This window comes from Streptomyces sp. NPDC059201 (assembly GCF_042754585.1).
Classification (GTDB): Bacteria; Actinomycetota; Actinomycetes; order Streptomycetales; family Streptomycetaceae; genus Streptomyces.
In genome coordinates this window covers 227,022-253,879 of sequence record NZ_JBHZBB010000004.1, presented here as the reverse complement: position 1 = coordinate 253,879, position 26,858 = coordinate 227,022, and the positions used below count along the sequence as shown (strand labels likewise).

Below are 26,858 nucleotides of genomic sequence, written 5' to 3'. Positions count from 1 at the left end.
GAAGCCGGCCTTCCGGGGCAGGATTGGTTAGGTAAGGCAAACCTAAGTTGGAGGGTGAGGGGTCGTCAACCCGCGCTTTCCGGCCCGTGCTTGGGAGGCGGCGCGTCCGGGCCTCCGGGCGGGGCCCCCGTTCCTGCGGCAGACTGCTGCCCATGCGTACCGCTCATCACGTGGAGACCGTCCGGGCCGCCGAGGCCGAGCTGATGGCGGGGCTGCCGGAGGGCGCGCTGATGCGGCGGGCCGCCGCCGGACTCGCCGCCGCCTGCTGCTCGCTGCTGGGCAAGGGGCGGGTGTACGGGTCCCGGGTCGTCCTCCTCGTCGGCAGCGGCGACAACGGCGGCGACGCCCTCTACGCCGGAGCCCGGCTCGCCCGGCGCGGCGCCGGGGTCACCGCCGTGCTGCTCGGCGCCCGCGCGCACGGGGCCGGGCTCGCCGCGCTGCGGGCGGCCGGCGGGCGCGTCACCGAGGACCCGTACGAGGCGCTGGCCGCCGCCGATCTGGTCCTCGACGGGATCACCGGCATCGGCGGGCGCGGCGGACTGCGCCCCGACGCCGTGCCCGTCGCGCGGGCCGCGCGCGGCTCCGACGCGGTCGTGGTCGCCGTCGACCTGCCCAGCGGCGTCGACGCCGACACCGGCGAGGTCAGCGGCGAGGCCCTGCGCGCCGACGCGACCGTCACCTTCGGCACGTACAAGCCCGGACTCCTCGTCGACCCCGCGCGGGAGTACGCGGGCGCGCTGCGGCTCGTGGACATCGGGCTCGCCGCCACCCTCCCCTCCGTGCCCGACGTCGAGGCGCTCCAGCACCAGGACGTGGCCTGGCTGCTGCCCGAACCCGGTGCGGCCAGCGACAAGTACCGGCGGGGCGTCCTCGGGGTCGTCGCCGGCTCCGCCCGCTACCCCGGCGCCGCCGTCCTCGCCGTCGCGGGCGCGCTGCGCGGCGGCGCCGGAGCCGTCCGGTACGTGGGCCACGCGCGCGACGCGGTGATCGCCGCGCACCCGGAGACCCTGGTGCACGAGGGCCCGCCCGAGAAGGCCGGCCGTGTCCAGGCGTGGGTCGTCGGCCCCGGTCTCGGCGACGGGCCCGGCGCCCGGGTCGCCGTCGCCGAGGTGCTCGCCTCCGACGTGCCCGTCCTGGTCGACGCGGACGGACTGCGCGCCCTGGACCCGGACGCCGTACGGCAGCGGTCCGCGCCCACCCTGCTCACCCCGCACGCGGGCGAGGCGGCGGCGCTGCTGGGGATTGAGCGGGCCGCCGTGGAGGCCGGGCGGCTCGCCGCCGTCCGCGAACTCGCCGCGCGCTATGGCGCGACGGTCCTCCTCAAGGGCTCCACGACTCTCGTCTGCGGTCCCGGCGGCACCGGCCCCGTCCGGGTCAACCCGACCGGCACCCCGTGGCTCGCCACCGCCGGCTCCGGCGACGTCCTCTCCGGCCTCGCCGGCTCCCTCCTCGCCGCCGGTCTCGCCCCCGTGGACGCCGCCTCCTGCGCCGCCTACCTGCACGGCCTAGCAGCCCGCCGCGCCGCCACCGGCACCGCCCCGATCACCGCGACGGAGGTCGCCGACGCGCTCAGCGCCGCCTGGCAGGACGTACGCGAGCCCTGAGCGGCGCGCCGCGCGTGCCGCCCCGGGCCTGCGCCGCGCGCCGTCCCGGGCCCTGACGCACGCGCTGCCCCCGGGCCCCGATCCGCGTGCTGCCCCCGGGCCCTGACCCCCGCGCTGCCCGGGGCCTGTGCCGCGCGCGCCGGCCCGAGCCCCGACCCGCGCCCTCAGCCGTGCCGACCCCAGCCCCGACCCGCGCCCTCAGCCGCACTGACCCGCGCCCCGACCCTCGCGCCGCCCCGATCCCTGAGCCGAGCCCTGACCTCGCGCGCCACCCCCTGCCCCCGCCCCCCCCGGCCCCGACCCCCGCCCCACCCCCCCCGCCCGGCCCAACCCCGTTGCGCCGGGCGGGGGTCAGCGCGTGGCGGGGGTGTCGGGGGCGGGGTCGGATGGGGGGGTGATCAGTTGGAGAAAGCGCATCCTGTTGCCGTTGCTCGCCGCCGCCCTGCTGGGCGGCGCCGTCCCCGCGTACGGGGAGGAGCCCGACCCCGCCCTCGACGTCCTCGTTCCCGGGATCGCGGGTGCCGGGCGCCCCGAGTACCCGATGGACACCCCCGACCAGGTCCTGCCGCCGATCGCGCCCGACGGCGAGATCCCCGTGCCCGTGCCGGAGGAGGAGGTCGACGAGCTCGTCGAGTACCTCCCGCGCGACGCCACCAAGGCCGCCTGCACCGCGCAGACCGGGCTGTACCAGCGGCAGGTCGAGCGGCTGCTGAAGCTGAAGGTGGACGGCAAGCAGTCCGCCGCCGACTGCAAGGCGATCCGCGCCTTCCAGACCAAGCAGAAGATCAAGCCCGCCAACGGCTACGCGGGCCCCGTCACCTGGGGCCGCGCCGAACTCCTCGCCGCCCGCAAGAACCCCAACGCCGCCGGGAAGTGCCCCGTCCGCACCTACCCCGTCGCCTGCGTCGACCTGAACCGCGAGCTGATGTGGGTGCAGAAGGGCAAGAAGCTGACGTACGCCGTGGTCAACATCCGCAGCGGCAGGGCCGGCTACCGCACCCGCACCGGCTGGCACTCCGTCTACTGGCGCCACAAGGACCACTGGTCGACCATCTACGACACACCGATGCCGTTCTCCCAGTTCTTCGACGGCGGCCAGGCGTTCCACGGCGTCTACGGGCCCATCGCCACCCCCACCGGAAGCCGCGGCTGCGTGAACCTGAGCTACAAGAACGCCGAGAAACTCTGGTCCGTCCTCCGCCAGGGTGACCGGGTCTACATCTGGGGCAAGCGGCCGGGGCTGTGACCACCTGAGAGACTGGGCGCGATGACTGAGACAGCACTCCCGCCCCGCCGGGCCCGCGCCGAGATCGACCTCGGGGCGCTGCGCGCGAACGTCCGCGCGCTGCGCGCCCGCGTCGCCCCCCACGTCCGGGTCATGGCCGTGGTCAAGGCCGACGCGTACGGACACGGCGCCGTGCGCTGCGCCCGCGCCGCCCTCGACGCGGGCGCGGAGTGGCTCGGCACGGCCACCCCGCAGGAGGCGCTGGCCCTGCGCGCCGCGGGGATCACCGGCGTCCCGGTGCTGTGCTGGCTGTGGACCCCCGGCGACCCCTGGGACGAGGGGATCGAGGCCGGGCTCGACATGGCGGTCAGCGGCCGGTGGGCCCTCGACGAGGTTACCGCCGCGGCCCGCCGCACCGGCGGCACGGCCCGTATCCAGCTCAAGGCCGACACCGGCCTCGGGCGCAACGGCTGCCAGCCCGCCGACTGGCCCGCGCTGGTCTCCGAGGCCCTGAACGCCGAGAAGGAGGGGCTGGTCAAGGTCACCGGCCTCTGGTCCCACCTCGCCTGCGCGGACGAACCCGGCCACCCCTCCATCGCCGCCCAGCTCGACGTCTTCCGCTCGATGCTCGACCACGCGGAGAAGGCGGGCATCGAGCCCGAGGTCCGGCACATCGCCAACTCGCCGGCCACGCTCACCCTCCCCGAGACCCACTTCGACCTGGTCCGCCCCGGCATCGCGATGTACGGCGTCTCGCCCGCGCCCGAGCTCGGCACCTCCGCCGAGCTGGGCCTGCGCCCGGTGATGTCGCTGAAGGCGAGCGTCGCGCTCGTCAAGGAGGTGCCGCCCGGCCACGGCGTCTCCTACGGGCACCACTACGTCACCGGCGGCGAGACCACCCTCGGCCTGATCCCGGTGGGCTACGCCGACGGCATCCCCCGGCACGCCTCCGGCCGCGGCCCTGTCCTCGTCGACGGCAGGGTCCGCACGGTCGCCGGGCGGGTCGCCATGGACCAGTTCGTCGTCGACCTCGGCGGCGACCGGCCCGAGCCCGGCACCGAGGCCGTCCTCTTCGGCTCCGGCGAACACGGCGAGCCGACCGCCCAGGACTGGGCGGAGGCCGCCGACACCATCGCGTACGAGATCGTCACCCGGATCGGCGCCCGCGTGCCGCGCGTCTACGTGGGGGAGTAGCCCGCCATGGGGGAGGGGACCGGGGGGAGCGGCTGGCGGCGCGCGGGCTTCGCCGGTGCCGCGATAGGCGTGCTGGCCGCCGGCGCGGCGGCCGGAGTGGCGATCGAGCGCCTGACGGTGGGCCGCTCGGTACGCCAGAAGGCCCGCCTGGCCCTGGACGCCACCGGCCCGTACGGCACCCTCCGAGGCACCTCGGGCCGCGCCCTGGCCGACGACGGCACGGCCTTGGCGTACGAGATCGAAGAGGCCACCGGGACCGGCGAGCCGGCCGAAGGCACCTCGCCCGTCACCGTCGTCTTCTCGCACGGTTTCTGTCTCGGTCAGGACTCCTGGCACTACCAGCGGGAGGCCCTGCGCGGGCGGGTCCGGGCCGTCTACTGGGATCAGCGGGGGCACGGGCGGTCCGCCCGCGGGGCTTCCCAGGCGGGGGCCGACGGGGTGCCCGTCACCATCGACCGGCTCGGGCGGGACCTCAGGGCCGTCATCGACGCCGCCGCGCCCGAGGGGCCCCTCGTCCTCGTCGGGCACTCCATGGGCGGCATGACGGTGATGGCGCTCGCCGAGCGGTACCCGGAGCTGGTGCGGGACCGGGTCGTGGGCGTCGCCCTCGTCGGCACCTCCTCGGGCCGCCTGGAGGAGGTCTCGTACGGGCTGCCGCTCGCCGGCGTCAACGCGGTCCGCCGGGTCCTGCCCGGGGTGCTGCGGGCCCTCGGCTCCCAGGCGGAGCTGGTCGAGAAGGGGCGGCGGGCCACCGCCGACCTCTTCGCCGGGCTGGTGAAGAAGTACTCCTTCGCCTCGCGGGACGTGGACCCGGCCGTCGTCCGCTTCGCCGAGCGGATGATCGAGTCCGCCCCCGTCGACGTCGTCGCCGAGTTCTACCCCGCCTTCGCCGAGCACGACAAGCGGCTCGCCCTCGCCGCCTTCCGCGGCCTCCCCGCGCTCGCCCTCGCCGGCGACCAGGACCTCGTCACCCCCGCCTCCCACACCGAGGCCATCGCCGCCGAACTGCCCGGCGCCGAACTGCTCGTCGTCCCCGACGCAGGCCACCTGGTGATGCTGGAGCGGCCCGCGGCCGTCACCGAGGCGCTGGTACGGCTCCTGGCCGCGGCCGGGGCCCTCCCTCCGGGCTCGGGGGAGGACCCCGCGAACGGATAGGTTGGCGGGTATGGAAGCAGCGCACCCGCCCGTCTCCGGCGCCACCCTCCCCGTCGACTCCCCCGAGCAGATGCAGGAGCTCGGCCGCCGGCTCGCGAAGATCCTCCGCCCCGGCGACCTCGTCATGCTCACCGGCGAGCTGGGCGCCGGGAAGACCACGATGACCCGCGGCCTCGGCGAGGGCCTGGGCGTGCGGGGCGCGGTCACCTCGCCGACCTTCGTCATCGCCCGCGTCCACCCCTCGCTCGTCGGCGGCCCGGCCCTCGTCCACGTCGACGCGTACCGGCTCGGCGGCGGGCTCGACGAGATGGAGGACCTGGACCTCGACGTCTCGCTGCCCGAGTCCGTGGTGGTCGTGGAGTGGGGCGACGGCAAGGTCGAGGAGCTCACCGACGACCGGCTGCACGTCCTCATCCACCGCGTCACCGGCGACACCGACGACGACCGGCGCACGGTCGTGCTGCGCGGCGTCGGGGAACGCTGGGCCGACGAGGACCTCGCGCTGCTGTGAACGCGCCCCCTCGGGGTACGTAGGTTCCGACAGCATGTCGGGAAAATGTTGCGCCGCCGCTCCGCGCCGTGGTGACATGGACGCACGAGCTGGTTAGGTGAACCTAACCTACGGGAGGCATGCATGGCGACGCAGATGCCGGAGCGCGACGACCGCACCGCCGAGGAGCGCGTCTCGATGAGCGAGCTGCTGGCCGCCTGCGCCGCGGCCAGCGCCGTCTCGACCCCACCGCGCCCCACCCTCGCCCCCGCCCCGGAGGAACCCGAGCAGGACCTCAGGGACGAGGCCGCGTAACCCGTACGGGTAAGGACGAGCCGGGCGTACGCGTAACAGAAAGCGGGCCGGCGTACCCGTAAGGGATCCCGCGTCAGGCGACGACGACGACCTTCGCGCCGATCGACGCGAAGGTCCACATCGCGTCGCCGTCCGCCCGCTTCATCCGGATGCCGCCGGTCTTCTTCGCCGGGTCGGGCGAGGGCATCGAGCCGTCCACCGCCGCGCTGAAGCCGACCGTCACGTTCTCCACCGTCGCGAAGCGGACCACGTGCTCGATCTGCACCCCGTCGGAGCCGCGCACCGAGCCGGACCGGGAGGTCACCGCGTACGCCCCCGGCGCCGGGCTCACCGAGCTCGGCGCCACCGCGAAGGTGCGCAGCGCCTTGTTCTTCCCGTCGACCAGCCACACCCGGCGGTCGGCCAGGGAGTACACCACGCGCTCGCCCGTGCCCGAGGCACCCGGCACCGTCAGCGGGTTCTTCGCCGGCTTCTTCGCCCCGGCCGGCGCCGACGCCGACGGAGCGACCGTGCCGGGCGTACGGGGCCGCTCCGCGAGGTCCGCCGGCACGCTCGCCGACGCCTGGTAGGCGAGGAAGGCGACCGCGGCGACGGCCGCCGCGGTGAGCCCGGCCACGAATCCCGAGCTGCTCCTAGCCACCGTCTCCACCTCTTCGTACGTACGTGCCGAGCCTGACGAGCTGTCCGGCCCGACGGTAGCAGCAGGGCCCCCGGAGGGCCGCGCGCCGCATCGCCCGCTCGTGGCGCCGTAGGCTGTTCGCGTGCTGTTGCTCGCCATGGATACCGCCACCCCCGCCGTCACCGTCGCCCTCCACGACGGCAAGGCCGTCGTCGCCGAGTCGACCCGCGTCGACGCCCGCCGTCACGGGGAGCTGCTGCTCCCCGCCGTCGACCGGGTCCTGAAGGAGGCCGGGACCGCGCTCGACGCGGTGACCGGGATCGTGGTCGGGGTCGGCCCCGGCCCCTACACCGGCCTCCGGGTCGGGCTCGTCACCGCCGCCGCCTTCTCCTCCGCCCTCGGCGGGGTGCCCGTGCATGGCCTGTGCACCCTGGACGGCCTCGCGTACGCCTCCGGGATCGAGGGCCCCTTCGCCGTGGCGACGGACGCCCGCCGCAAGGAGGTCTACTGGGCGCGGTACGACGACGCCCGCACCCGGGTCACCGACGCCTCCGTCGACCGGCCCGCCGAGATCGCCGAGCGGCTCGCCGGGCTGCCGGTCGTCGGCGCGGGCGCCCTGCTCTACCCGGACGCCTTCCCCGACGCCCGCGGGCCCGAGCACCAGTCCGCCGGGGCGCTCGCCGCGCTCGCGGCGGAGCGGCTGGCCGCGGGCGGCGAGGGCTTCCTCGACCCGCAGCCGATGTACCTGCGGCGGCCCGACGCGCAGGTGCCGAAGAACTACAAGGTGGTCACCCCCAAGTGACCGGGGCAGCGGTGGCCGGCGGTGCCGTCCTGCGCGAGATGCGCTGGTGGGACCTGCCGGAGGTGCTCGCCCTGGAAGCGGACCTCTTCCCCGAGGACGCCTGGTCGGAGGGGATGTTCTGGTCCGAGCTGGCGCACGCGCGCGGGCCCCGGGCCACCCGGCGGTACGTGGTCGCGGAGACCGCCGCCGGGGAGCTGGCCGGCTACGCGGGCCTGGCCGCGGCCGGCGGGCTCGGGGACGTCCAGACCATCGCCGTCTCCCGCGCGCAGTGGGGCACCGGGCTCGGCGCCCGGCTCCTCACCGACCTCCTCCAGCACGCCACGGCCTTCGAGTGCGACGAGGTCCTGCTCGAAGTGCGCGTGGACAACACCCGGGCGCAGAAGCTGTACGAGCGCTTCGGCTTCGAGCCCATCGGCTTCCGGCGCGGCTACTACCAGCCGGGCAACGTCGACGCGCTCGTGATGCGACTTATCGTTCAAGGAACTGGGACTGAGATCTGATGGCTGCTGACGAACCGCTGGTCCTCGGCATCGAGACCTCCTGCGACGAGACCGGCGTCGGCATCGTCCACGGGACCACCCTCCTCGCCGACGCCGTGGCCTCCAGCGTCGACACCCACGCCCGCTTCGGCGGCGTCGTGCCCGAGATCGCCTCGCGGGCGCACCTGGAGGCGATGGTCCCGACGATCGAGCGGGCCCTGAAGACCGCCGGGGTGTCCGCGAAGGACCTCGACGGCATCGCGGTCACCGCGGGCCCCGGTCTCGCGGGCGCCCTGCTCGTCGGCGTCTCCGCCGCCAAGGCGTACGCCTACGCGCTGGGCAAGCCGCTGTACGGCGTCAACCACCTGGCCTCGCACATCTGCGTCGACCAGCTGGAGCACGGCAAGCTGCCCGAGCCGACGATGGCGCTGCTCGTCTCCGGCGGGCACTCCTCGCTGCTGCTCTCCGCCGACATCACCTCCGACGTGCGGCCGCTGGGCGCGACCATCGACGACGCGGCGGGCGAGGCGTTCGACAAGATCGCGCGGGTCCTCGACCTGGGCTTCCCGGGCGGCCCGGTCATCGACCGGCTCGCCAGGGAGGGCGACCCGGCCGCCATCGCGTTCCCGCGCGGTCTGAGCGGCGCCAAGGACCCGGCGTACGACTTCTCCTTCTCCGGTCTCAAGACGGCCGTGGCCCGCTGGATCGAGGCGAAGCGGGCGGCGGGCGAGGAGGTGCCGGTCCGGGACGTGGCCGCGTCCTTCCAGGAGGCCGTGGTGGACGTCCTCACCCGCAAGGCCGTCCGGGCCTGCAAGGACGAGGGCGTCGACCACCTGATGATCGGCGGCGGCGTGGCCGCGAACTCGCGGCTGCGGGCGCTCGCCGAGGAGCGCTGCGAGCGGGCCGGGATCCGGCTCCGGGTGCCCCGGCCGGGCCTGTGCACCGACAACGGCGCGATGGTCGCGGCGCTCGGCTCGGAGATGGTGGCCCGCAACCGGGCGGCCTCCGACTTCGAGCTGTCGGCGGACTCCTCGCTGCCGGTGACGGACCCGCACGTGCCCGGTCGCACCCATGACCACGCGCATGGCCACACCCACGACCACGTGCACGAGATCAGCAAGGAGAACCTGTACTCGTGAGGGTCACGCTGATGTGGGAGGCCCGCGCCGTGCAGGGCCGGGGCCCCGAGCTCCTGGAGTGGGCGCGGGCCCGGGCCCGGGTGCTGGCGCGCGAGCCGCTGCGCCGGGAGGTCTTCCGGGCGCCTCAGGACCGGGTCCTCGTCCTCACCTGGTGGGAGGCGGACCGGCTCGACGCCGAGCTGCCCGAGCTGCCGGAGCCGGACGCCGCGCTGATCACCCGGCCGGTCCACCGCTGGCGCTTCGAATCGGTCGAATAGGCGATCCGTTCGGGGACTCGCTCGGGATCCGTTCGGGGATTCGTTCGGGGATTCGTTCGGCGATCGGGCAACCTTTCGGGCCTAGCGGGCATCCCACAGCCTGTGAAGAAGCAGATCGCGGTATGGGCGGCGCTGACGGCGGTGACCCTCCTGGTGACGGGCTGCACGGCCCAGGCCCCGGCGGCCGTCCCCGACGCGGCGACGCCCTCGGCGAAGGCCGCCGCCCCGGAGCCGGCCCAGGCTCCCGAGGCCGCCCGGGCCGCCGCGTACCGGAAGTGGGGCCTGAAGCCCCTCCCGGCCCCGCCCGCCCCGCCGGCCGTCAAGCCGGTGAAGCGGGCGCCCGGCGGGCCGGTCCCGGTGATCAGCGACATACCGACCGACGAGAAGGTCGTCTTCCTCACCATCGACGACGGGGCCGAGAAGGACCCGGAGTTCGTGCGGATGATGGACGAGCTGGACGTCCCCTTCACCATGTTCCTCACCGACTCGGTGATCAGCGGGAACTACGGCTACTTCGACCCGCTCGTCGCCCAGGGGCACGGCGTCGCCAACCACACCCTCACCCACCCGAACCTGCGCACCCTCTCCCAGGACGCCCAGCGCCGCGAGATCTGCGGCCAGCGGGAGAAGCTGCGCGAGCGGTACGGCACCGCCCCGCGCCTCTTCCGGCCGCCCTTCGGCAACTGGAACGAGGCCACCCGCGCGGCGGCCGGGGAGTGCGGCGTCGACGCGATCGTCCTCTGGCGCGAGTCCATGCAGATCAAGAACATGCAGTACCAGCGCGGCGACCGGAAGCTCCACCCCGGCGACATCGTCCTCGCCCACTTCCGCGGCCCCGCCGAGCTCAAGGGCCGCACGATGACCGAGATGACGGCGACGATGCTCCGCAAGATCCAGGAACAGGGCTTCACGGTGGCCCGCCTGGAGGACTACGTCTGAGCTCACCGGATCGGATGACGGCGCCGCGGCCCTGCCGGCCTTCACGCGCGAGTACGACCCTGACAGCGAGCGGGCGCTCTTGCGGGGCCGCGTAAGGGAGTTGGGGGGCGGGGCCTAGGGTTCTGGGCATGTCTCCGCGTACGCCCCTGCCCCCGCCGCCCCCGCCCGCCGAGGTCCGCAGCTGGCCCGACCGGGGGGCGCTGCTTGCCGACCGGGCGAGGGCGCTCGACGTGCTGGGGCGGCGGCTGCTCGGCGGCGGGCGGTTCGCGCTGTTCGCCGGTTCGGTGCTGCTGCTCCAGCTGGGCTGGGGCCTGGTGGGCATGCTGCTGATCGACGCCGGCGGGGCGCTCCTCGACCCGATCACCCTCCTCATCGGGCTGTTCGCCGCCGCCCTCGGCCTCGGCGTGATGGTGCCGGGCGTCTGGCTCGTCGCGCGCGGGGTGCGGCGGGACCGCGTGGTGAGGGAACGGTTCGCCGCCTGGGCCGCGCTGGACCGGGACGCGGCGGCGGACGCGCGGCTGCGCCGGCCCGTGCAGAGCGCCTGCTGGATGCTGCTCTCCGCCGCCCTGTGCGGGCTCGGGCTGTGGCTGGGCTTCGCCGTGCCGGCCGGGGCGACCCTGGAGTACGGGGGCTACTACTTCGTCGCGTACGGCATGGGTGTCGCGCTGATCTTCTGGATCAACGGCCTGATCGGGCTCTTCAAGGCCGTCGGGCACTACCGGATGGCGATCAGGGTCGCTCCGCCCGCACGGGGTGCCCGATCAGCATCGTCGGAGCCCCCGCGACACGTGTGAGGAGCACCGTCGCGGAGTGCGGCCCCTTCGGCTTTACCTTTCGCCGGATCTCCTCGGGTTCCACGGCCGAGCCGCGCTTCTTCACCGTCAGGGTGCCCACTTCGCGTTCGCGCAGCAGGGCCTTCAACTTCTTGAGGTTGAAGGGGAGTTCGTCGGTGATCTCGTAGGCGGAGGCGTACGGGGTGGGGGCGAGGACGTCGGAGGTGACGTAGGCGATCGTCGCGTCGATCAGGCCGCCGGACAGCTCCTCGGCGACCTCGGCGACCAGGTGGGCGCGGATGACCGCGCCGTCCGGCTCGTAGAGGTAACGGTCGACGGGGCGGACCGCCGGGTCGGGCAGGCCGCGGCCGGTGAGGCTCGCGCCGGAGGGCAGCAGGGTGGCGCGGCGCGCGCCCGGCTCCGTACCGAACCAGAGGACGGCCTCCTTCACGTCGCCGCCGTCCGAGATCCACTCGGCCTCGGCCTCGTCGGGGACGGTCTCGTGGGGGATGCCGGGGGCGATCTTCAGGGCCGCGCGCGGGGCCCGGCGGGCGGCCTGGACCGCCCAGGAGAGCGGCGGGGAGTACGCCTCCGGGTCGAAGATCCGGCCCCGGCCGCCGCGCCGCGCCGGGTCGACGAAGACGGCGTCGTACGGGCTGGTGTCGATCTCGGTGACGTCGGCGCAGCGCACCTCGATCAGGTCCGCGAGGCCGAGCGCGGCGGCGTTGGCGCGGGCGACCTCGGCGGTGAGGGGGTCCCGGTCGACGGCGAGGACGGAGATCCCGGCGCGGGCGAGGGCGAGCGCGTCGCCCCCGATGCCGGAGCAGAGGTCGGCGACGCTGCCGACGCCGAGTTCCCTGAGCCGGGCCGCGCGGTAGGCGCCGACGGTGGCCCGGGTGGACTGCTCGACGCCGTGCGGCGTGAAGTACATGCGGTACGCGTCCTCGGCGCCGAACTTCGCCACCGCGCGCTGCCGCAGCCGGGCCTGGCCGAGGGCGGCCGAGACCAGCTCGGCGGGGTGGTCGCGGCGCAGCCGGGAGGCGACCGCCAGCTCCTGGGCGGGGTCGTAGTCGCGCAGGGCGGCGAGGAGCGTCTGGCCCTCGGGGGTGAGCAGGGCGGAGAAGGCGGCGAGGTCGGTCACCGTTCCATTCTCCCTGTGGGCCGGGTGGGGGACGGCGGGGCCGGTACGGCGGTGTCGCGGCCGGAAGGGGCGGGTCGCGCTGACAGGATGCGGCGCCATACCGCTCATACGACAAAAGGAAGAAATGATGGCAAAGGGTCACTCGCCTAGGAGCCACTCGCCCAAGGGTCGCTCACCCAAGAGTCACGCGCGCAAGGGCCAGTCACGCCGTGCCCTGGGTGCCGCGCTCCTCGTCGCCGCCCTCACCTCCACCGCCGCCTGCGGGAGCGGCTCCGAGCCCGGCTCCTCCGGCGCCCCCGCCCCCGCCGCCGGCCAGCAGGCCCCCGCCAAGACCGCCGCCCAGCTCGCCGCGGAGAAGAAGGCGGCGCTGGTGAAGCAGCGTGCCGCCCGGGCCGCCGCCGCGAAGAAGTGGGGCCTCAAGCTCGCCCCCCTCGAAGCGCCCGCCCCGCCCAAGAAGAAGCCGAAGATCACCACCCGGAAGGGCTTCGAGACCGACGGCGAGGGCCTCCCGCCCGTCTTCACCACCGTCCCCACCAAGGAGAAGATCGTCTTCCTGACGATCGACGACGGCGCCGAGAAGGACCCCGAGCTCATCCGCATGATGAGCGACCTGAAGATCCCGTACAGCGCCTTCCTCAGCGACTACGTGGTCAGCGACGACTACGCCTACTTCGGGAAGATGCAGAAGTCGCAGCCCGGCGGGGTCGCCCTCCACAACCACACCCTCAACCACAAGTACCTGCCCGGACTCTCCTACGCCCGCCAGAAGCGCGAGATCTGCGGGATGCAGGACGTCATCGAGAAGAAGTACGGCAAGCGCCCCGAGCTCTTCCGGCCGCCGTACGGCAACTACAACGAGGACACCCTGCGCGCCGCGAAGTCCTGCGGCGTCAAGGCCGTCCCGCTCTGGGCCTCCGAGGCGTTCCCCGACCACATGGAGTGGCGCGAGTGGGACCGCGACCTGCACCCCGGCGACATCGTCCTCACCCACTTCCGCGGCGAGGAGGACTGGAAGGGCAGCATGCCCGACATGATCCGCCGGGTCATGAACGTGATCACGTCCAAGGGGTACGCGGTCGCCAAGCTGGAGGACTACGTATGAGCCGGCTGCGCCCGCTCGTGGTCGCCGCACTCCTCCTCGGCCTCACCGGCTGCGCCTCCGCCGTCGACCCGCTCGAACGCCTCGGCCGCAAGGCGGTGGAGCGCGTCGGCGACCACGAGACCGGCCACCAGGAGCGGGTCCGGGCGGAGGGAGCCCGGGACTGACCTCCGCCGGGGCGCCCTCACCCCCGGCCCGCGGCGGCGACGGACGCGACGACCGTGACGACCGTGACGACGGCGAGCAGCCCCGCCGCGCCCAGCTGGGTCCAGGCCGCCGCCCGCAGGCCGCGCCTCCACAGCACCCGGCCGGTCACCGCCACGAGCGCCGTGAGGCCGGCGAACCACCACACCGGCGCCCAGTCCGCCGGGTACGGGCCGGGGCCCTGAGGGGCGCCCCGGCCCAGGCCCCGCGCCGCCGTCACCACCATGACCGCCAGGGCGGCGAGGACGTCCGCCGCCAGCGCCAGGACGGCCAGGGCGACATCGAGGGCCGGGCGGCCCGGGGGCCGGGGAGACGTCATCCCCCCACCCTCGTACGGAACCCCGGGCTCCGCGCGTACGTTCCCCGGATCGGGGCCGGGACGCGGCACCGGCGCGCCCTCCCGGGACCGCCACGGGGTGAGGAATTGGCACTCCGCTTGACCGAGTGCTAATCGCGGTCATAGTCTCGGCTCTGGCACTCCCCACTGGAGAGTGCCAACACAGCGACGGGCAGGTCCGGCACCCGCGACGACGGATCGACCTGGTCGCCACCTCAGACAGTTAACCCCGCGAGATCTCCGAAGGGGGAGGTCGGATCGTGACGACCGCCAGCTCCAAGGTTGCCATCAAGCCGCTTGAGGACCGCATCGTGGTCCAGCCGCTCGACGCCGAGCAGACCACGGCCTCGGGCCTGGTCATCCCGGACACCGCGAAGGAGAAGCCCCAGGAGGGCGCCGTCCTCGCCGTGGGCCCGGGCCGCTTCGAGAACGGCGAGCGCCTGCCGCTCGACGTCAAGGTCGGCGACGTCGTGCTCTACAGCAAGTACGGCGGCACCGAGGTGAAGTACAACGGCGACGAGTACCTCGTCCTCTCGGCCCGCGACGTGCTCGCGATCATCGAGAAGTAAGACGACGCCGTACCCGCATGGAACCGCGCCCCTGACCCCTTGATCTCTTGGGCGTCCAGGGGCGCGGTTAGTTTTTCCCACACGATTTCCGAGAGGGCTGAACCGCTCCCATGGCGAAGATCCTGAAGTTCGACGAGGACGCCCGTCGCGCCCTTGAGCGCGGCGTCAACAAGCTTGCCGACACGGTGAAGGTGACGATCGGCCCCAAGGGCCGCAACGTCGTCATCGACAAGAAGTTCGGCGCCCCCACCATCACCAACGACGGTGTCACGATCGCCCGCGAGGTCGAGCTCGACGACCCGTACGAGAACCTCGGCGCCCAGCTCGTGAAGGAGGTGGCGACCAAGACCAACGACATCGCGGGTGACGGCACCACCACCGCCACCGTGCTCGCCCAGGCGCTCGTCCGCGAGGGTCTGCGCAACGTCGCCGCCGGCGCCTCCCCGGCCTCCCTGAAGAAGGGCATCGACGCGGCCGTCAAGGCCGTCTCGGACGAGCTGCTCGCCACCGCGCGCCCGATCGACGACAAGTCGGACATCGCCGCCGTCGCCGCGCTCTCCGCCCAGGACCAGCAGGTCGGCGAGCTCATCGCCGAGGCCATGGACAAGGTGGGCAAGGACGGTGTCATCACCGTCGAGGAGTCCAACACCTTCGGCCTGGAGCTGGAGTTCACCGAGGGCATGGCCTTCGACAAGGGCTACCTCTCCCCGTACATGGTCTCCGACCAGGAGCGTATGGAGGCCGTCCTCGACGACCCGTACATCCTGATCAACCAGGGCAAGATCTCCTCGATCCAGGACCTGCTGCCGCTGCTCGAGAAGGTCATCCAGGCGGGTGGCTCCAAGCCGCTGCTGATCATCGCCGAGGACGTCGAGGGCGAGGCGCTCTCCACCCTCGTCGTCAACAAGATCCGCGGCACCTTCAACGCGGTCGCCGTCAAGGCCCCCGGCTTCGGTGACCGCCGCAAGGCGATGCTCCAGGACATGGCCACCCTCACCGGTGCCACCGTCATCGCCGAGGAGGTCGGCCTCAAGCTCGACCAGGCCGGTCTCGACGTGCTGGGCACCGCCCGCCGCGTGACCGTCTCCAAGGACGACACCACCATCGTCGACGGCGGTGGCGAGTCCGCCGACGTCGCGGGCCGCGTCGCCCAGATCAAGGCCGAGATCGAGTCCACGGACTCCGACTGGGACCGCGAGAAGCTCCAGGAGCGCCTCGCGAAGCTGGCCGGCGGCGTGTGCGTGATCAAGGTCGGCGCCGCCACCGAGGTGGAGCTGAAGGAGAAGAAGCACCGTCTGGAGGACGCCATCTCCGCGACCCGCGCCGCGGTCGAGGAGGGCATCGTCTCCGGTGGTGGCTCCGCGCTCGTCCACGCCGTCAAGGTCCTGGAGGGCAACCTCGGCAAGACCGGCGACGAGGCCACCGGTGTCGCGGTCGTCCGCCGCGCCGCCGTCGAGCCGCTGCGCTGGATCGCCGAGAACGCCGGCCTGGAGGGCTACGTCATCACCTCCAAGGTCTCCGAGCTCGACAAGGGCCAGGGCTTCAACGCCGCCACCGGCGAGTACGGCGACCTGGTCAAGGCCGGCGTCATCGACCCGGTGAAGGTCACCCGCTCCGCCCTGGAGAACGCCGCCTCCATCGCCTCCCTGCTTCTCACCACCGAGACCCTCGTGGTGGAGAAGAAGGAGGAGGAGCCGGCGGACCACGGTCACGGCGGTCACGGCCACTCCCACTGAGGCCACTGACTGAACCACCGAGGCCCGGTGCCCCCGTCGCGGGGGCACCGGGCCTCGGTGTTCTTCTACGCCTCGCTACGCCTCGACCGCGCCGAGCTGGCCCATCAGCCCCAGCAGGTCGTACTGCCACCAGCCCTCGACCGCCTTCCCGTCCTCACGGAAGCGGTGGATGGTGGTGCCGGTCATGGTGACCTCCATGCCGGTCGGCTGGAGGCCCATGAAGTCGCCGACGTGGGTTCCCTTCCAGCTCCACCGGGTGCACACCCGGTCACCGTCGGCGAGCTGGTCCTCCACGGTGAACGCGAAGTCGAAGCCGGCGCGCCACCCCTCCACCTCGCGCCGGACCGCGTCCATCCCGATGGTGTCCACCGGGTTCGTCGGATCGTGGTCGTGGTAGCCCTCGGCGAGCAGGGCGTCGAGCAGCGCCAGGTCGGAGCCGTTCGCGAACTGCTCGAACATCTGCCGCGCGTTCGCCTTGTACAGCGCCTCGTCCCGGACCACGTCCAGGTCGGTGAAGGTCGGCATCTCGTCACAGAGGGCGACCATCTCCCGGAAGATCCGGTCGGTCTCCGGCAGCTGCGAGTTGCGCATGGCCACGTCGTACGAGGGGAACTCGACGATCTCCACGACGTGCTGGGCGTCGGACCGGTCGGTCCCGACGATGCTGTGGGTGGCGGTCCGTTTCCCCCGGGTCTGCTCGACCCAGCGGTCCATGAGCCGGTTCAGCTCCTCGACCCGGCTCGTCCTGCAATCGATGATCTGCACGAAGGTCATGGCCGCCTCCGACCGGCGAAGCCGCGGATGGACCCCTCCAGTCTAGGCCGGTCTAGGCCGAGTGCGTCAGGTCGGCGGCCCTGACCTCCTCCGCGAAGGGCTCGCCGCGGGCGTAGCGGGCCACCTCGTCCAGCGCCTGGTCGGTCATGCGGTGCAGCTCGTTGCCGAGCGAGCCGGCGATGTGGGGCGTGAGGAGGACGTTGGGGAGGCTGTAGAGGGGGGAGTCCGGCGGCGGCAGTTCGGGGTCGGTCACGTCGAGGACCGCGTGGAGGCGGCCCGCGGTCAGGTGGGGGAGGAGTGCGGTCTCGTCGATCAGGGAGCCCCGGGAGGTGTTGATCAGGGTGGCGCCGTCGGGCAGGGCGGCGAGCTGCCGGGCGCCGATCATCCGGTACGTGGACGGGAGTTGGGGCGCGTGCACGGAGACGACCGAGCTGCGGGAGCAGAGTTCGTCCAGACCGGCGAGGACCGCGCCCGGCGGCGGATTCCTCAGGTACGGGTCGTACAGCAGCACCTCGACGTCGAAGGGGCGCAGGAGTTCGACGACCCGGCGGCCGATGCGGGAGGCGCCGACGATGCCGACCGTGCGGCGGTAGTTGCCCCAGGCGGCCGACTCGGCGAGCCAGGCGTGGCCGGCGCGGAGTTCGGCGTACCGCTGGGCCGAGCGCAGCACCCGCTTCCCGGCGAAGAGGATCGCGGCGAGGGTGTACTCGGCGACGGGCAGCGCGTTGGCGGCGGCCGCGCTGGTGACCCTGAGGCCGCGCTCCCAGCAGGCGTCGGTGATGTGGTGCTTGACCGAGCCGGCCGCGTGCACGACGGCCCTCAGGCGGGGCGCGCGGGCCAGCACCTCCGGGGTGAGCGGGGTGGCGCCCCAGCAGGTGAGGAGGAGTTCGGCCTCGGCGAGGGCGGCGGCGGTGCGCGGGTCCGGGGCGGCCAGGTCGTGGGCGACCAGGTGCGGGTCGGTGCGGGTGAGGGCCGCGAGGCGGGTGCGGTGGACGTCGGTGAGGAGGCGGTCGGCGACGCCGGGGCCCATCGCGAGCAGGAGGGAAGGGCGGTTGTCGGTGGTCGGGTGCATGGTGGGACCTGTGCTCCTCACTTGACGCTGCCGGCGGTCAGACCGGCCTTCCAGTGGCGCTGGAGCGAGACGAACGCCAGGACGAGGGGGACGACGGCGAGCAGCGAGCCGGTGACGACCAGGGGGTAGTAGTCGGGTTCGGCGTGGGCGTTGCTGTTCCACGCGTACAGGCCGAGGCTCAGCGGGAAGAGCTTCTGGTCGGAGAGCATCACCAGGGGGAGGAAGAAGTTGTTCCAGACGGCGGTGAACTGGAAGAGGAAGACGGTCACGAAGCCCGGCATGACCGTGCGCAGACCGATCGACCAGAAGACCCGCATCTCGCCGGCGCCGTCGATCCGCGCGGCCTCCAGCGCCTCGTCGGGGACGTAGGCGGCGCACAGCACCCGGGACAGGTAGACCCCGAAGGGGTTGACGAGGACCGGGAGGAGCACGGCGGCGTAGGTGTTGACGATGCCGATCTCGCTGGCGAGCAGGTACATCGGCAGGGCGAGCGCGGTGGTGGGGACGAGGACGCCGAGGAGGACGAGGCCGAAGAGCTTCTCCTTGCCCCGGAAGTCGTAGACGTGGAAGGCGTATCCGGCGGCGACGCTGATCAGCGCGCAGGCGGCGGCGCCGACCCCGGCGTACAGCAGGCTGTTGAGGTACCAGCGGAAGTAGACGCCGTCGTTGTACTCGGCCAGCCGGGCGAGGTTGCCGCCGAGGTCGAAGCCCTCGAAGGAGAAGGCGTTCCCGGCGAGCAGTCCGCCGGCGTCCTTGGTGGCGGCGGTGAGCAGCCAGACGAGCGGGAAGAGCATGTAGCAGGTGGCGAGGAGGAGGACGCCGTTGACGGCGGTCTTCGACATCCACCGGGAGCGGGGGGTGCTCATGCGGCGGGTGCTCATACGGGCGGTGCTCACGCGGCCTTCTCCTTCCGGTCCCTGGTGAGGCGGGTGACGGCGAAGGAGAGCGCCGCGGCCGTCAGCGCCAGCAGGATCGAGGCGGCCGCGGCGAGGCCGTAGTCGTTGCGGTCGAAGGCGGCGGAGTACGCGTACATGTTCGGCGTCCAGGTGGAGGTGACGGCGGAGCCCGTGCCCCTGCTGAGGATCAGCGGTTCGGTGAAGAGCTGGAGGGAGCCGATGACGGTGAAGAGGCCGACCATCGCCAGGGAGCCGCGCAGCAGCGGGATCTTGACGGAGAAGGCGGTGCGCCAGGCTCCGGCGCCGTCGACGGTGGCGGCTTCGAGGACGGAGCGGTCGATGGCCTGGAGGGCGGCGTAGAAGATGATCAGGTTGTAGCCGAGCCACTCCCAGAGGGCGATGTTGACGACGGACGGCAGCGCGCCCTCGGGGGAGAAGAAGTCGAAGCCGATCCCGCCCGCCTCCATCGCCTGGACGACCGGGCTGAGCTGGGGCGTGTAGAGGTAGACCCAGATCAGGGCCGCGATGATGCCGGGCACGGCGTGCGGCAGGAAGAGCGCGAGCTGGAAGAAGCGGCGGGCGCGGGCGAGGGCGGTGTCGAGGAGGAGGGCGAGGCCGAGGGCGCCGCCGATCATCAGCGGCACGTAGAGCAGGCAGTAGCCGAGCAGGACGCCGAAGCCCTCGCGGAAGGCCCGGTCACCCAGTGCCGCGGCGTAGTTGCCGAGGCCGGTGAAGACGGTCTCGGATCCGCCGAAGCCCAGTCCGGACTGCTTCTCGGTGAAGAGGCTCAGCCAGACCGCGTATCCGATCGGCACCACCAGCACCGCGGTGAAGAGCAGGAAGAACGGGGTCAGCAGGAGTGCCGCGGCACGGGTGCGGGCCTTCACGTGCTCAGCCCTCGACCTTCAGGCCGCGCTTGGTGAGTTCGGCGACGGTGGCGTCGTGGCCGGCCTTCACCGCGTCGGCGAGGGTGGGGCCGCCGGGGGCGACGGCGCCGAAGCGGTCCTTGATGGTGGTGTTGGTGGTGCCGGTGGTGGGGCCCCAGGACCACTGCGGGCGGATGGACGCGCCGGCCGCCTCGAAGAGGGCGTAGATGTCCTGGCCGCCGTAGAAGCCCGCGTCGAACGCCTTCTTGGCGGCGGGGCGCAGGGCGGTGGCGGCGGGGAAGGCGCTGGAGGTGCCGGAGGCGATGCGGGCCTCGACGCCCTCCTCGGTGGTGGCCATCCAGGTGGCGAACTCGACGGCCGCCGCCTTCTTCCCGCTGCTCTTGGTCACGGCGAAGGTGGAGCCGCCGAGCATGCCGGAGGCGGGCTTGCCGTCCCAGCTGGGCATGGGGGCGACGGCCCACTTGCCGGACTGCTCGGGGAGGGTGCCCTTGAGGACGCCCGCGCCCCAGGAGGCGCCGAGGTAGCCGAGGGTGGTGCCGTTCTTGAGGGAGCCGGTCCACTCGGGGCTGAAGGAGGCGTTCTTGTGGACGAGTCCGGCGTCGAGGAGGCCCTGCCAGTAGGCGGTGACCTTGGCGGTGGCCGGGTCGGTGGTGTCGATCTTCCAGGTGTCGTCCTCGGCCTTGAACCACTGGGCGCCGGCCTGCCAGGCCATGGCCTCGAAGGTGGTCGGGTCGTCGGGGAAGAAGGTGGCGATACGGGCCTTGGCGTCGGCCTTCCTCACCTGCTCGGCGGCCTTCTTGAAGGCGTCCCAGGTGGTGGGGACCTCGATCTTGTGCTTCTCGAAGAGGTCCTTGCGGTAGTAGAACGCCTGCGGCGCGGCGTCGAAGGGGACCGCCCAGGTCCTGCCGCCGAGGGTGGTGAGCTCGACGGCCTGGGGAAGCAGCCCGGCCCTGGCCGACTCGGGGAAGACGTCGCCGATGTCCTGGAGGGCGCCGGAGGAGACGAACTCGGGGAGCGAGGGGTATTCGAGGGAGACGAGGTCGGGGGCGTTGCCCGCCTTCACCGCGTTGGAGATCTTGGCGTAGCCGCCGGCGTTGCCGGAGGGGATCTCCTCGAAGGTCACCTTGATGTCGGTGTGGGAGGCGTTGAAGGCGTCGACGACGTCCTTGGAGCCCTTGGCCCAGCCCCAGAAGGTGATCGTGACGGGCTTGCCGCCGGCGGAATCGGTGTCGTCACCGCCCCCGCCGCACGCCGTGAGGACGGCGAGGGCGGTGGCGGTGCCGGCTATGACGCGGGACGTTCTGCTCCAACTGAGGCTCACGGCACGGCTCCTGATCGGCGGCGCGGACGGGGTTGGCCGTGATCCTGGGACCGTTCATGACCGAAGTCAAGAGCGAAAGATTGAATGATCGAAAAAAGAACAGTTCGATCAGAGGGGTGGCGTCGGCTGGGAGGCCCCGGAGGCTCCGGCAGCCCCTCAAGCCCCAGAAGCCCCGGCGGCCCCTGAGGCCCCGGCAGCCCCGCAGGACGCGCGCACCCGTAGCCGCGGCAGCAGGCTCACGTGCCGGCTCGCCGCGTCCTCGTCCGCGCCCGCGGTCAGCCGCTCCACCAGCAGCTCCGTCGCGTGCCTGCCCACCTGCCGCTTCGGCGGGGCCACCGCCGTCAGCGGGGTGTCGGCCAGCGCGGCGACCTCGTCGTCGTACGCGATGAGGGCGAGGTCCTGCGGGACCCGCACGCCGAGGGGGGCGAGCCGCTGCGTGATCTCGATCGCGTCCACGTCGTTGTGGACGAGCGCCGCGCTCGCCAGGCCCGAGCGGACCGCCTCGTACAGCGCCCGCACCGCCCGCTCGAAGCCCTCCGGATCGGCCTCCGCCGGTACGGACTCGATCACCGGCCGCGGCTGCTCCAGGCCCAGCACCGCCAGCGCCTCCGCGTACCCGGCCCGCACCGCGAGCGCGGTCGGCGAGTCCCCCCGGGCCACGAGCAGTGGGGTCGCGTGGCCGAGCCCGAGCAGATGGCGCAGGGCCAGCAGCACCCCGTGGGCGTGGTCCGAGGAGACCCGGTCGAGGCCGTCGAGCGGGCTGCCCGGCTCGGCGCGCCGCTCCAGGAGCACCGCGGGCACCGGCAGCGAGGCCAGCCAGTCGCCGTACGCGAGCCGGTCGTCGGGACCGCGCCAGCCCGGCGCCACCAGCACGCCCTCGGCGCCGGCCGCGAGCAGCCCCTCGGTGCGGGCCCGGTCCTCCTCCGGGCGGTAGTCCGAGATCCGCAGCACCAGCCGGGCGCCCGCCCGGGCCGCCGCCTCGTGCGCGCCCCGGATGACCTCGGCGAAGTAGTACGTCGCGGAGGGCGCGAGCAGGCCGAGCACCAGGCCCTCGCCGGCCGGGGCGCCGGGCGCGGTGGCGCGGGGCCAGGAGACCTGGCCGTGCACCCGGTCGAGCAGCCCGCGCGAGGCCAGCGTCTCGGCGTCGCGGCGGGCGGTCACGGGGGAGACCCCCAGGAGTCCGGCCAGTTCGGCGACGCGGACCGTGCCGCGCTCGCGCACCAGGTCCAGCAGTCGGGCGTGTCGTTCGGCGGCACTCTCGCGCACGTGCGGTTCCCCCTCGCGGTGGTGGTGGTTCCCCGACCTTAGACGAGAATGATCGAACGGCGGGAGTTTCGATCATTCGCTCTGCATTCCTTGACGATTCGATCGGAGCTCGCGGAGGATGCGGCGACCGGCCGGACCCCTCCGAGGCTCCGGGCGGCGCGGCCGACACCCCCACGGAGCCCAGGGAGCATCATGCCCACGCCACCCGAGGACCGTGAGCTCAGTCCGCACACCGGCTGGACCCGCGCCCACTGGGAGGACGCCGCCGACCGGCTCCTCCTCGCCGTCCGCCCCCACGCCTCCCCGCGCGGCGGCCTCATCGACCTCCCCGGCCCCCGCCCCAGCTGGTCGGGCGCCCGCTCCGACGGCCTGGAGGGCTTCGCCCGTACGTTCCTCCTCGCCGCCCTCCGCGTCGCCGGCGCCCGCGGCGCGGACCCGCACGGCCACCTCGACCGGTACGCGGCCGGACTCGCCGCCGGGACCCGGACACCCGGACGGCGGGACGCGGAGTCCTGGCCCCTGATGGCCGACACCCGCCAGGCCGTCGTCGAGTCCGCCTCCGTCGCCCTCGCCCTGCGCCTCACCCGCCCCTGGCTCTGGGACCGCCTCGACGAAGCGACCCGCCGGCGGATCGCCGACTGGCTGCGGCCCGCCCTCGGCCCGTCCCCCGTCGACAACAACTGGTGGCTGTTCGGCCTCACCGTCGCCGGCTTCCTCCAGGACGCCGGCGTCGAGACCGACCGCGCCGCCGCCACCATCGACCGCTCCCTCGCCCGGATCGAGGACTGGTACCTCGGCGCCGGCTGGTACAGCGACGGCGACAACCGCGCCTTCGACCACTACAACTCCTGGGCCCTGCACCTCTACCCGGTCCTCCACGCCCACCTCGCCGGCGACCGCGCGCTCCTCGACCGGTACGGCCCCCGGCTCCGCGCCCACCTCGACGACCACGTCCACCTCTTCGACGCGAACGGCGCCCCCGTCCCGTACGGGCGCTCCCTGATCTACCGCTTCGCCGCGGCCGCCGCCCCCTGGCTCGGGGCCCTCACCGGCCACACCCCGCTCACCCCCGGCGCCACCCGCCGCCTCGCCTCCGGGAGCCTGCGGTACTTCCTCGACCGCGGCGCCACCGACGCCGACGGGCTGCTCACCCTCGGCTGGCACGGCCCCCACCCGCCGCTCGTCCAGGCGTACTCGGGCCCCGGCTCCCCCTACTGGGCCGCCAAGGGCTTCCTCGGGCTGCTGCTCCCCCCGGACCACCCCGCCTGGACGGACCCCGAGGAACCCCTCCCGGCCGAACGCGCCGACACCGTCCGCCCCTTCGGCCCCACCGGCCTCCTCGTCCAGACCACCGCCGCCGACGGCCTGGTCCGCCTCCACAACCACGGCAGCAACCACATCGCCGCCGGCGGCCCCGAGGGCGACGACCCCGGCTACGCCCGCTTCGCCTACGCCACCCGCACCGGCCCCACCACCGCCCCCGGCCCGGCCGACAACCACTTCGCGCTGCTCGCCCCCGACGGCACGGCCACCCACCGGGGCCCCGCCGAACCCCTGGCCACCGGCCCCGACCGGGCCGCCTCCGCGCACACCCCGCTCCCCGGCGTCCGGGTCGTCTCCACCACCGTCGTCCACGGCCGAGCCGAACTCCGCGTCCACCTCGTCCTCGGCGCCCCGGAGGGGACCCCCGTACGGCAGACCGGCTGGGCCGTCGCCGACGGACCGGACGCGCCGGTCTCCCAGCTCCACCCGGTCCACGGTTACGGCCCCGAGGTCGCCGCCCTCCCGGCCGGGGCCACCCTCCAGGGCCCGGCCCCGACCCGTACCCCCGCCGTCCACGGCGCCACCAGCGGCCCCGTCGCGCTCTTCGCCGCGCTCGCCTCGCTCACCGCCGAGCCCGGCCCGGCCCCGGCCGCCGCCCTCGCGGAGATCCGGATCACGGACGGACCCGAGCTTCGCGTCACGTGGTGGGACGGCGCCGTCTCCCGCGTCACCGCCACCGGAGAACCGCCCTACTGAGGGCCGTACTTCCGTCCGGCCTTCGACGACACGCCGCCGAGCAGCGCGCGGGGCGCCAGCTTCACCACGCCCATCAGGGCCTTGTAGCGCGGGTCCGGGATCGACAGGGTCTTCCCGCGCGCCAGGTCCGACAGGGCCGCCGCGACCAGCTTGTCCGCGTCGAGCCACATCCAGCCCGGGATGTTGTCCGTGCCCATCCCGGCCCGCTCGTGGAACTCGGTGCGCACGAAGCCGGGGCACAGGGCCATCAGCCGCACGCCGCTGCCCGCGAGGTCCCGGGCCGCGCCCTGGGTGAACTGCACGACCCACGCCTTCGAGGCGCCGTAGGTGCCGCGCGGCACGAAGGCGGCCACCGAGGCCACGTTCACCACCCCGCCCCGCCCGCGCTCCTTCATCGAGGCGGCGGCCGCCGAGGTCAGCCGCAGCACCGCCTCGCAGTGCACGGTCAGCATCTTGAGCTCGTCGGCCATCGACACGTCGAGGAACCGGCCCTTGTTGCCGAAGCCCGCGTTGTTCACCAGCAGGTCGACCGGGCGGCGCGGGTCGGAGAGCCGGGCCTCGACCGCCGCGATCCCCTCCTCGCCGGAGAGGTCCGCGGCGAGCACCTCGGCCTCCACCCCGTGCCGGTCGTGCAGCTCGGTGGCCTGCTCCCGAAGACGCTTCAGGTCCCGCGCCACCAGGACGACGTCATGCCCGTCCGCCGCCAGCCTGCGGGCGAAGGCGGCTCCGATGCCGGCGGTGGCTCCCGTGATCAGTGCAGTGGTCATACCGGAACCGTAGTGCCCGGCGCGGGCACCACCCCGTGTCGGACGCCTGTACGCGCGCGTGCTCAGCCCGCGTGCTTCTCCGCGTACGTGCGCGCGAGCGCGAGGAGGCCGGACTCCATCCACGCGGCGGCCACCAGCGTCTCCGGCAGCAGCTTCCGCTCGGTGGTCGCCGCGCGGTGCAGGAAGGAGACGGTGACGGCGTGGTCCGGCCGGTGCACGACCGTGACGGGGTCGCCGGCCCGCACCTCGCCCGGCTCGATCACCCGCAGCAGCGCGCCCGGACCGGCCTGCGCCTGGGTGAACCGCCGCACCCAGCCCTTGGCGTCGACCCCTCGCTCCTCCAGATGGCCCTGGAAGGTGCGGCAGGGGATCCGTCCCCCGGTGACCTCCAGCACCACCGCCCCGCCGATCCGCCAGCGCTCGCCGATCAGCGCCCCGTTCACGTCCAGGCCGCTCGTCGTCAGGTTCTCGCCGAAGGAGCCGTTCGCCAGCTCCCGGCCCAGCTCCCGCTCCCACAGGTCCAGGTCCTCGCGGGCGAAGGCGTACACCGCCCGGTCCGCGCCCCCGTGGAAGCGCAGGTCGCACACGTCGTCCCCGGCGACACCGCTCGCCCCGACGCCGTTGGGCCCCGGGGACTCGATCCGGACGGGCCCCTCGACGGGACGCTTGTCGATGCCCGTCCTCCCCGAGGCGGAGTCGGTGTAGCCGACGCTCTTCGCCCGGCCCGCATTGATACTCAGCAAGGTCATGACAGCAGCGTAGGCGCGCATCCCACCCACCACCTCAAAGAATCGATCGAATATTCGCGCCCGCACCCAAGCGTCGCTTATGCTCGACCCATGATCGAGGCACGCCACCTCCGCGTCCTGCGCGCCGTCGCCGCCACCGGCTCCTTCTCCGCCGCCGCGCGCGAACTGGGCTGCACCCAGCCCGCCGTCAGCCAGCAGATGAAGGCCCTGGAGAGCTCGGCCGGCACCCCACTGCTCATCAGGACCGGCCGCGAGATGCGCCTCACCCAGGCCGGCGAGGTCCTCGTCCGGCACGCCGCCGGCATCCTCGCCGGACTCACCGCCGCCGAGGAGGAGGTCGCCGCCATCGCCGGACTGCGAGCCGGCCGCGTCCGCCTGGTCTCCTTCCCCAGCGGCAGCTCCACCCTCGTCCCCACCGCGCTTGCCGCCCTGCGCGCCGCGCACCCCGGCACCCGGGTCTCCCTCGTCGAGGCCGAACCGCCGCGCTCCGTCGAGATGCTCCGCGAGGGCGACTGCGACATCGCCCTCGCCTTCCGGTACGGATCGGGCCAGACGCCCGGCGAGTGGGACGACCTGGTGGTACGCCCGCTCCTCACCGACCGCCTCGTCGGCCTGGTCCCCGAGGGCCACCCGCTCGCCGGCGCGGGCTCCGTCGGCATCGCCGAACTGGCCGGGGACTCCTGGATCGCGGGCTGCCCCCGCTGCCGCCGCCAGCTCGTGGACGTCTGCGAGGAGGCCGGCTTCGCCCCGCGCATCGACTTCGCCACCGACGACTACCCGGCGGTGGTGGGCCTGGTCGGCGCGGGGCTCGGCGTGGCCGTCCTGCCGGAGCTGGCGATCGAGTCCGTACGGCCCAAGGGGGCGCGGACGGTCGCCGTCGAGCCCGCCGTGGAGCGGGAGATCGTGGCGCTGACCCTGCCGGACCTGGCCCAGGTCCCGGCGGTCGCGGCCACCCTCGACGAACTGACCCGCGCCGCCACGCGCGCGTAGCGCGCAGAGGGAGCGGCGGAGGCCCCGGATCAGGCGGGCC

29 protein-coding genes are annotated in these 26,858 nt (G+C 73.8%); 18 read left to right on the top strand and 11 right to left on the bottom strand.

Annotated features, from left to right (window positions below):
- The first annotated feature begins 152 nt into the window (after positions 1-152).
- The 6 genes from ACFXMG_RS15470 (at position 153) to ACFXMG_RS15445 (ending at position 5,983) form a co-directional block, all read left to right on the top strand.
- Positions 153-1,604, top strand: a complete 1,452-nt coding sequence (locus ACFXMG_RS15470; protein WP_383826952.1) for an NAD(P)H-hydrate dehydratase — start codon at positions 153-155, stop codon at positions 1,602-1,604.
- Between the two features lie 394 nt (positions 1,605-1,998).
- Positions 1,999-2,850 carry a L,D-transpeptidase family protein gene (locus ACFXMG_RS15465; RefSeq protein ID WP_383826955.1) on the top strand — a complete coding sequence of 284 codons (852 nt, stop codon included), beginning with the start codon at positions 1,999-2,001 and terminating at the stop codon, positions 2,848-2,850.
- Between the two features lie 21 nt (positions 2,851-2,871).
- Complete coding sequence (gene alr, locus ACFXMG_RS15460; protein ID WP_383826958.1) at positions 2,872-4,023, top strand: alanine racemase; 1,152 nt, start codon at positions 2,872-2,874, stop codon at positions 4,021-4,023.
- A 6-nt stretch (positions 4,024-4,029) separates the two neighbouring features.
- The gene (locus ACFXMG_RS15455; RefSeq protein WP_383826961.1) at positions 4,030-5,178 is read left to right on the top strand and encodes an alpha/beta fold hydrolase; all 1,149 of its coding nucleotides are present in this window, start codon (positions 4,030-4,032) and stop codon (positions 5,176-5,178) included.
- Between the two features lie 10 nt (positions 5,179-5,188).
- Positions 5,189-5,689 (top strand): tRNA (adenosine(37)-N6)-threonylcarbamoyltransferase complex ATPase subunit type 1 TsaE, encoded by a 501-nt coding sequence (gene tsaE / locus ACFXMG_RS15450; RefSeq protein WP_383826964.1) that lies wholly within the window; start codon positions 5,189-5,191, stop codon positions 5,687-5,689.
- Positions 5,690-5,812: 123 nt separating this feature from the next.
- The gene (locus ACFXMG_RS15445; protein ID WP_383826966.1) at positions 5,813-5,983 is read left to right on the top strand and encodes a hypothetical protein; all 171 of its coding nucleotides are present in this window, start codon (positions 5,813-5,815) and stop codon (positions 5,981-5,983) included.
- A 73-nt stretch (positions 5,984-6,056) separates the two neighbouring features.
- On the opposite strand, the gene ACFXMG_RS15440 is transcribed toward ACFXMG_RS15445, so the two are convergent.
- Positions 6,057-6,599, bottom strand: a complete 543-nt coding sequence (locus ACFXMG_RS15440; RefSeq protein WP_383826999.1) for a hypothetical protein — start codon at positions 6,597-6,599, stop codon at positions 6,057-6,059.
- A 145-nt stretch (positions 6,600-6,744) separates the two neighbouring features.
- On the opposite strand from ACFXMG_RS15440, the gene tsaB reads away from it, so the two are divergent.
- The 6 genes from tsaB to ACFXMG_RS15410 all read left to right on the top strand — a co-directional run bounded on the left by tsaB (position 6,745) and on the right by ACFXMG_RS15410 (position 11,012).
- On the top strand, positions 6,745-7,404 hold the full coding sequence (tsaB, locus tag ACFXMG_RS15435) for a tRNA (adenosine(37)-N6)-threonylcarbamoyltransferase complex dimerization subunit type 1 TsaB (protein WP_383826969.1): 660 nt from the start codon (positions 6,745-6,747) through the stop codon (positions 7,402-7,404).
- Positions 7,405-7,442: 38 nt separating this feature from the next.
- Positions 7,443-7,904, top strand: coding sequence for a ribosomal protein S18-alanine N-acetyltransferase (gene rimI, locus ACFXMG_RS15430; RefSeq protein ID WP_383827001.1), 462 nt, complete (start codon positions 7,443-7,445; stop codon positions 7,902-7,904).
- Positions 7,904-9,022: a tRNA (adenosine(37)-N6)-threonylcarbamoyltransferase complex transferase subunit TsaD gene (tsaD, locus tag ACFXMG_RS15425; RefSeq protein ID WP_383826972.1), complete on the top strand. Its 1,119-nt coding sequence runs from the start codon at positions 7,904-7,906 to the stop codon at positions 9,020-9,022. Before rimI ends, tsaD begins: the two co-directional genes overlap by 1 nt.
- Complete coding sequence (locus ACFXMG_RS15420; protein WP_383826975.1) at positions 9,019-9,279, top strand: hypothetical protein; 261 nt, start codon at positions 9,019-9,021, stop codon at positions 9,277-9,279. The genes tsaD and ACFXMG_RS15420 overlap by 4 nt, the downstream gene beginning before the upstream one ends.
- A 102-nt stretch (positions 9,280-9,381) precedes the next feature.
- Positions 9,382-10,218 carry a polysaccharide deacetylase family protein gene (locus ACFXMG_RS15415; RefSeq protein WP_383826978.1) on the top strand — a complete coding sequence of 279 codons (837 nt, stop codon included), beginning with the start codon at positions 9,382-9,384 and terminating at the stop codon, positions 10,216-10,218.
- 128 nt (positions 10,219-10,346) lie between these two features.
- Positions 10,347-11,012 carry a hypothetical protein gene (locus ACFXMG_RS15410; RefSeq protein WP_383826981.1) on the top strand — a complete coding sequence of 222 codons (666 nt, stop codon included), beginning with the start codon at positions 10,347-10,349 and terminating at the stop codon, positions 11,010-11,012.
- On the opposite strand, the gene ACFXMG_RS15405 is transcribed toward ACFXMG_RS15410, so the two are convergent.
- A complete protein-coding gene (locus ACFXMG_RS15405; RefSeq protein ID WP_383826984.1) occupies positions 10,948-12,132 on the bottom strand; it encodes a methyltransferase domain-containing protein in 1,185 nt (394 codons plus the stop codon). The two genes, ACFXMG_RS15410 and ACFXMG_RS15405, sit on opposite strands and share 65 nt — an antisense overlap.
- A 214-nt stretch (positions 12,133-12,346) precedes the next feature.
- On the opposite strand from ACFXMG_RS15405, the gene ACFXMG_RS15400 reads away from it, so the two are divergent.
- The gene (locus ACFXMG_RS15400) at positions 12,347-13,234 is read left to right on the top strand and encodes a polysaccharide deacetylase family protein (RefSeq protein ID WP_383827004.1); all 888 of its coding nucleotides are present in this window, start codon (positions 12,347-12,349) and stop codon (positions 13,232-13,234) included.
- A complete protein-coding gene (locus tag ACFXMG_RS15395) occupies positions 13,231-13,398 on the top strand; it encodes a hypothetical protein (protein ID WP_383826987.1) in 168 nt (55 codons plus the stop codon). The genes ACFXMG_RS15400 and ACFXMG_RS15395 overlap by 4 nt, the downstream gene beginning before the upstream one ends.
- A 17-nt stretch (positions 13,399-13,415) precedes the next feature.
- On the opposite strand, the gene ACFXMG_RS15390 is transcribed toward ACFXMG_RS15395, so the two are convergent.
- Positions 13,416-13,754, bottom strand: a complete 339-nt coding sequence (locus ACFXMG_RS15390; protein ID WP_383826990.1) for a hypothetical protein — start codon at positions 13,752-13,754, stop codon at positions 13,416-13,418.
- Positions 13,755-14,032: 278 nt separating this feature from the next.
- Here ACFXMG_RS15390 and groES point away from each other — a divergent pair, with 278 nt between their 5' ends.
- Together groES and groL are read left to right on the top strand one after the other, a co-directional pair.
- Positions 14,033-14,341, top strand: a complete 309-nt coding sequence (gene groES / locus ACFXMG_RS15385; RefSeq protein WP_004955293.1) for a co-chaperone GroES — start codon at positions 14,033-14,035, stop codon at positions 14,339-14,341.
- A 110-nt stretch (positions 14,342-14,451) separates the two neighbouring features.
- Entirely contained in the window at positions 14,452-16,077 is a 1,626-nt protein-coding gene (gene groL / locus ACFXMG_RS15380) for a chaperonin GroEL (protein WP_383826993.1), read from the top strand.
- 75 nt (positions 16,078-16,152) lie between these two features.
- Here the strand turns inward: groL and ACFXMG_RS15375 are convergent, their stop codons facing one another.
- The 6 genes from ACFXMG_RS15375 to ACFXMG_RS15350 all read right to left on the bottom strand — a co-directional run bounded on the left by ACFXMG_RS15375 (position 16,153) and on the right by ACFXMG_RS15350 (position 22,293).
- Complete coding sequence (locus ACFXMG_RS15375; RefSeq protein ID WP_383815665.1) at positions 16,153-16,851, bottom strand: ester cyclase; 699 nt, start codon at positions 16,849-16,851, stop codon at positions 16,153-16,155.
- A gap of 52 nt (positions 16,852-16,903) precedes the next feature.
- A complete protein-coding gene (locus ACFXMG_RS15370; protein ID WP_383815663.1) occupies positions 16,904-17,923 on the bottom strand; it encodes a hydroxyacid dehydrogenase in 1,020 nt (339 codons plus the stop codon).
- Between the two features lie 17 nt (positions 17,924-17,940).
- Positions 17,941-18,789, bottom strand: coding sequence for a carbohydrate ABC transporter permease (locus ACFXMG_RS15365; RefSeq protein ID WP_383815674.1), 849 nt, complete (start codon positions 18,787-18,789; stop codon positions 17,941-17,943).
- A gap of 26 nt (positions 18,790-18,815) precedes the next feature.
- Positions 18,816-19,706, bottom strand: coding sequence for a carbohydrate ABC transporter permease (locus ACFXMG_RS15360; protein WP_383815661.1), 891 nt, complete (start codon positions 19,704-19,706; stop codon positions 18,816-18,818).
- 4 nt (positions 19,707-19,710) lie between these two features.
- A complete protein-coding gene (locus tag ACFXMG_RS15355) occupies positions 19,711-21,027 on the bottom strand; it encodes an ABC transporter substrate-binding protein (RefSeq protein WP_383815659.1) in 1,317 nt (438 codons plus the stop codon).
- Between the two features lie 156 nt (positions 21,028-21,183).
- Positions 21,184-22,293, bottom strand: a complete 1,110-nt coding sequence (locus tag ACFXMG_RS15350) for a substrate-binding domain-containing protein (RefSeq protein WP_383815657.1) — start codon at positions 22,291-22,293, stop codon at positions 21,184-21,186.
- Positions 22,294-22,485: 192 nt separating this feature from the next.
- Here ACFXMG_RS15350 and ACFXMG_RS15345 point away from each other — a divergent pair, with 192 nt between their 5' ends.
- Entirely contained in the window at positions 22,486-24,312 is a 1,827-nt protein-coding gene (locus ACFXMG_RS15345; protein WP_383815654.1) for a DUF2264 domain-containing protein, read from the top strand.
- On the opposite strand, the gene ACFXMG_RS15340 is transcribed toward ACFXMG_RS15345, so the two are convergent.
- Positions 24,306-25,079 (bottom strand): SDR family NAD(P)-dependent oxidoreductase, encoded by a 774-nt coding sequence (locus tag ACFXMG_RS15340; protein ID WP_383815652.1) that lies wholly within the window; start codon positions 25,077-25,079, stop codon positions 24,306-24,308. The two genes, ACFXMG_RS15345 and ACFXMG_RS15340, sit on opposite strands and share 7 nt — an antisense overlap.
- Positions 25,080-25,141: 62 nt before the next feature.
- Positions 25,142-25,828 (bottom strand): MOSC domain-containing protein, encoded by a 687-nt coding sequence (locus ACFXMG_RS15335; protein WP_383815650.1) that lies wholly within the window; start codon positions 25,826-25,828, stop codon positions 25,142-25,144.
- 90 nt (positions 25,829-25,918) lie between these two features.
- Between ACFXMG_RS15335 and ACFXMG_RS15330 the strand changes: the two genes are divergently transcribed.
- Positions 25,919-26,818 (top strand): LysR family transcriptional regulator, encoded by a 900-nt coding sequence (locus tag ACFXMG_RS15330; RefSeq protein ID WP_383815648.1) that lies wholly within the window; start codon positions 25,919-25,921, stop codon positions 26,816-26,818.
- Positions 26,819-26,858 lie beyond the last annotated feature (40 nt).

Coding starts and splice junctions, on each gene's coding strand:
- ACFXMG_RS15390 (WP_383826990.1), bottom strand. CDS start 13,754: ATGACGTCTCCCCGGCCCCCGGGCCGCCCGGCCCTCGATGTCGCCCTG.
- ACFXMG_RS15330 (WP_383815648.1), top strand. CDS start 25,919: ATGATCGAGGCACGCCACCTCCGCGTCCTGCGCGCCGTCGCCGCCACC.
- ACFXMG_RS15365 (WP_383815674.1), bottom strand. CDS start 18,789: ATGAGCACCCCCCGCTCCCGGTGGATGTCGAAGACCGCCGTCAACGGC.
- ACFXMG_RS15410 (WP_383826981.1), top strand. CDS start 10,347: ATGTCTCCGCGTACGCCCCTGCCCCCGCCGCCCCCGCCCGCCGAGGTC.
- tsaE (WP_383826964.1), top strand. CDS start 5,189: ATGGAAGCAGCGCACCCGCCCGTCTCCGGCGCCACCCTCCCCGTCGAC.
- ACFXMG_RS15395 (WP_383826987.1), top strand. CDS start 13,231: ATGAGCCGGCTGCGCCCGCTCGTGGTCGCCGCACTCCTCCTCGGCCTC.
- ACFXMG_RS15370 (WP_383815663.1), bottom strand. CDS start 17,923: ATGCACCCGACCACCGACAACCGCCCTTCCCTCCTGCTCGCGATGGGC.
- ACFXMG_RS15455 (WP_383826961.1), top strand. CDS start 4,030: ATGGGGGAGGGGACCGGGGGGAGCGGCTGGCGGCGCGCGGGCTTCGCC.
- ACFXMG_RS15345 (WP_383815654.1), top strand. CDS start 22,486: ATGCCCACGCCACCCGAGGACCGTGAGCTCAGTCCGCACACCGGCTGG.
- ACFXMG_RS15335 (WP_383815650.1), bottom strand. CDS start 25,828: ATGACCTTGCTGAGTATCAATGCGGGCCGGGCGAAGAGCGTCGGCTAC.
- ACFXMG_RS15445 (WP_383826966.1), top strand. CDS start 5,813: ATGGCGACGCAGATGCCGGAGCGCGACGACCGCACCGCCGAGGAGCGC.
- ACFXMG_RS15340 (WP_383815652.1), bottom strand. CDS start 25,079: ATGACCACTGCACTGATCACGGGAGCCACCGCCGGCATCGGAGCCGCC.
- groL (WP_383826993.1), top strand. CDS start 14,452: ATGGCGAAGATCCTGAAGTTCGACGAGGACGCCCGTCGCGCCCTTGAG.
- ACFXMG_RS15375 (WP_383815665.1), bottom strand. CDS start 16,851: ATGACCTTCGTGCAGATCATCGATTGCAGGACGAGCCGGGTCGAGGAG.
- alr (WP_383826958.1), top strand. CDS start 2,872: ATGACTGAGACAGCACTCCCGCCCCGCCGGGCCCGCGCCGAGATCGAC.
- ACFXMG_RS15470 (WP_383826952.1), top strand. CDS start 153: ATGCGTACCGCTCATCACGTGGAGACCGTCCGGGCCGCCGAGGCCGAG.
- rimI (WP_383827001.1), top strand. CDS start 7,443: ATGCGCTGGTGGGACCTGCCGGAGGTGCTCGCCCTGGAAGCGGACCTC.
- tsaD (WP_383826972.1), top strand. CDS start 7,904: ATGGCTGCTGACGAACCGCTGGTCCTCGGCATCGAGACCTCCTGCGAC.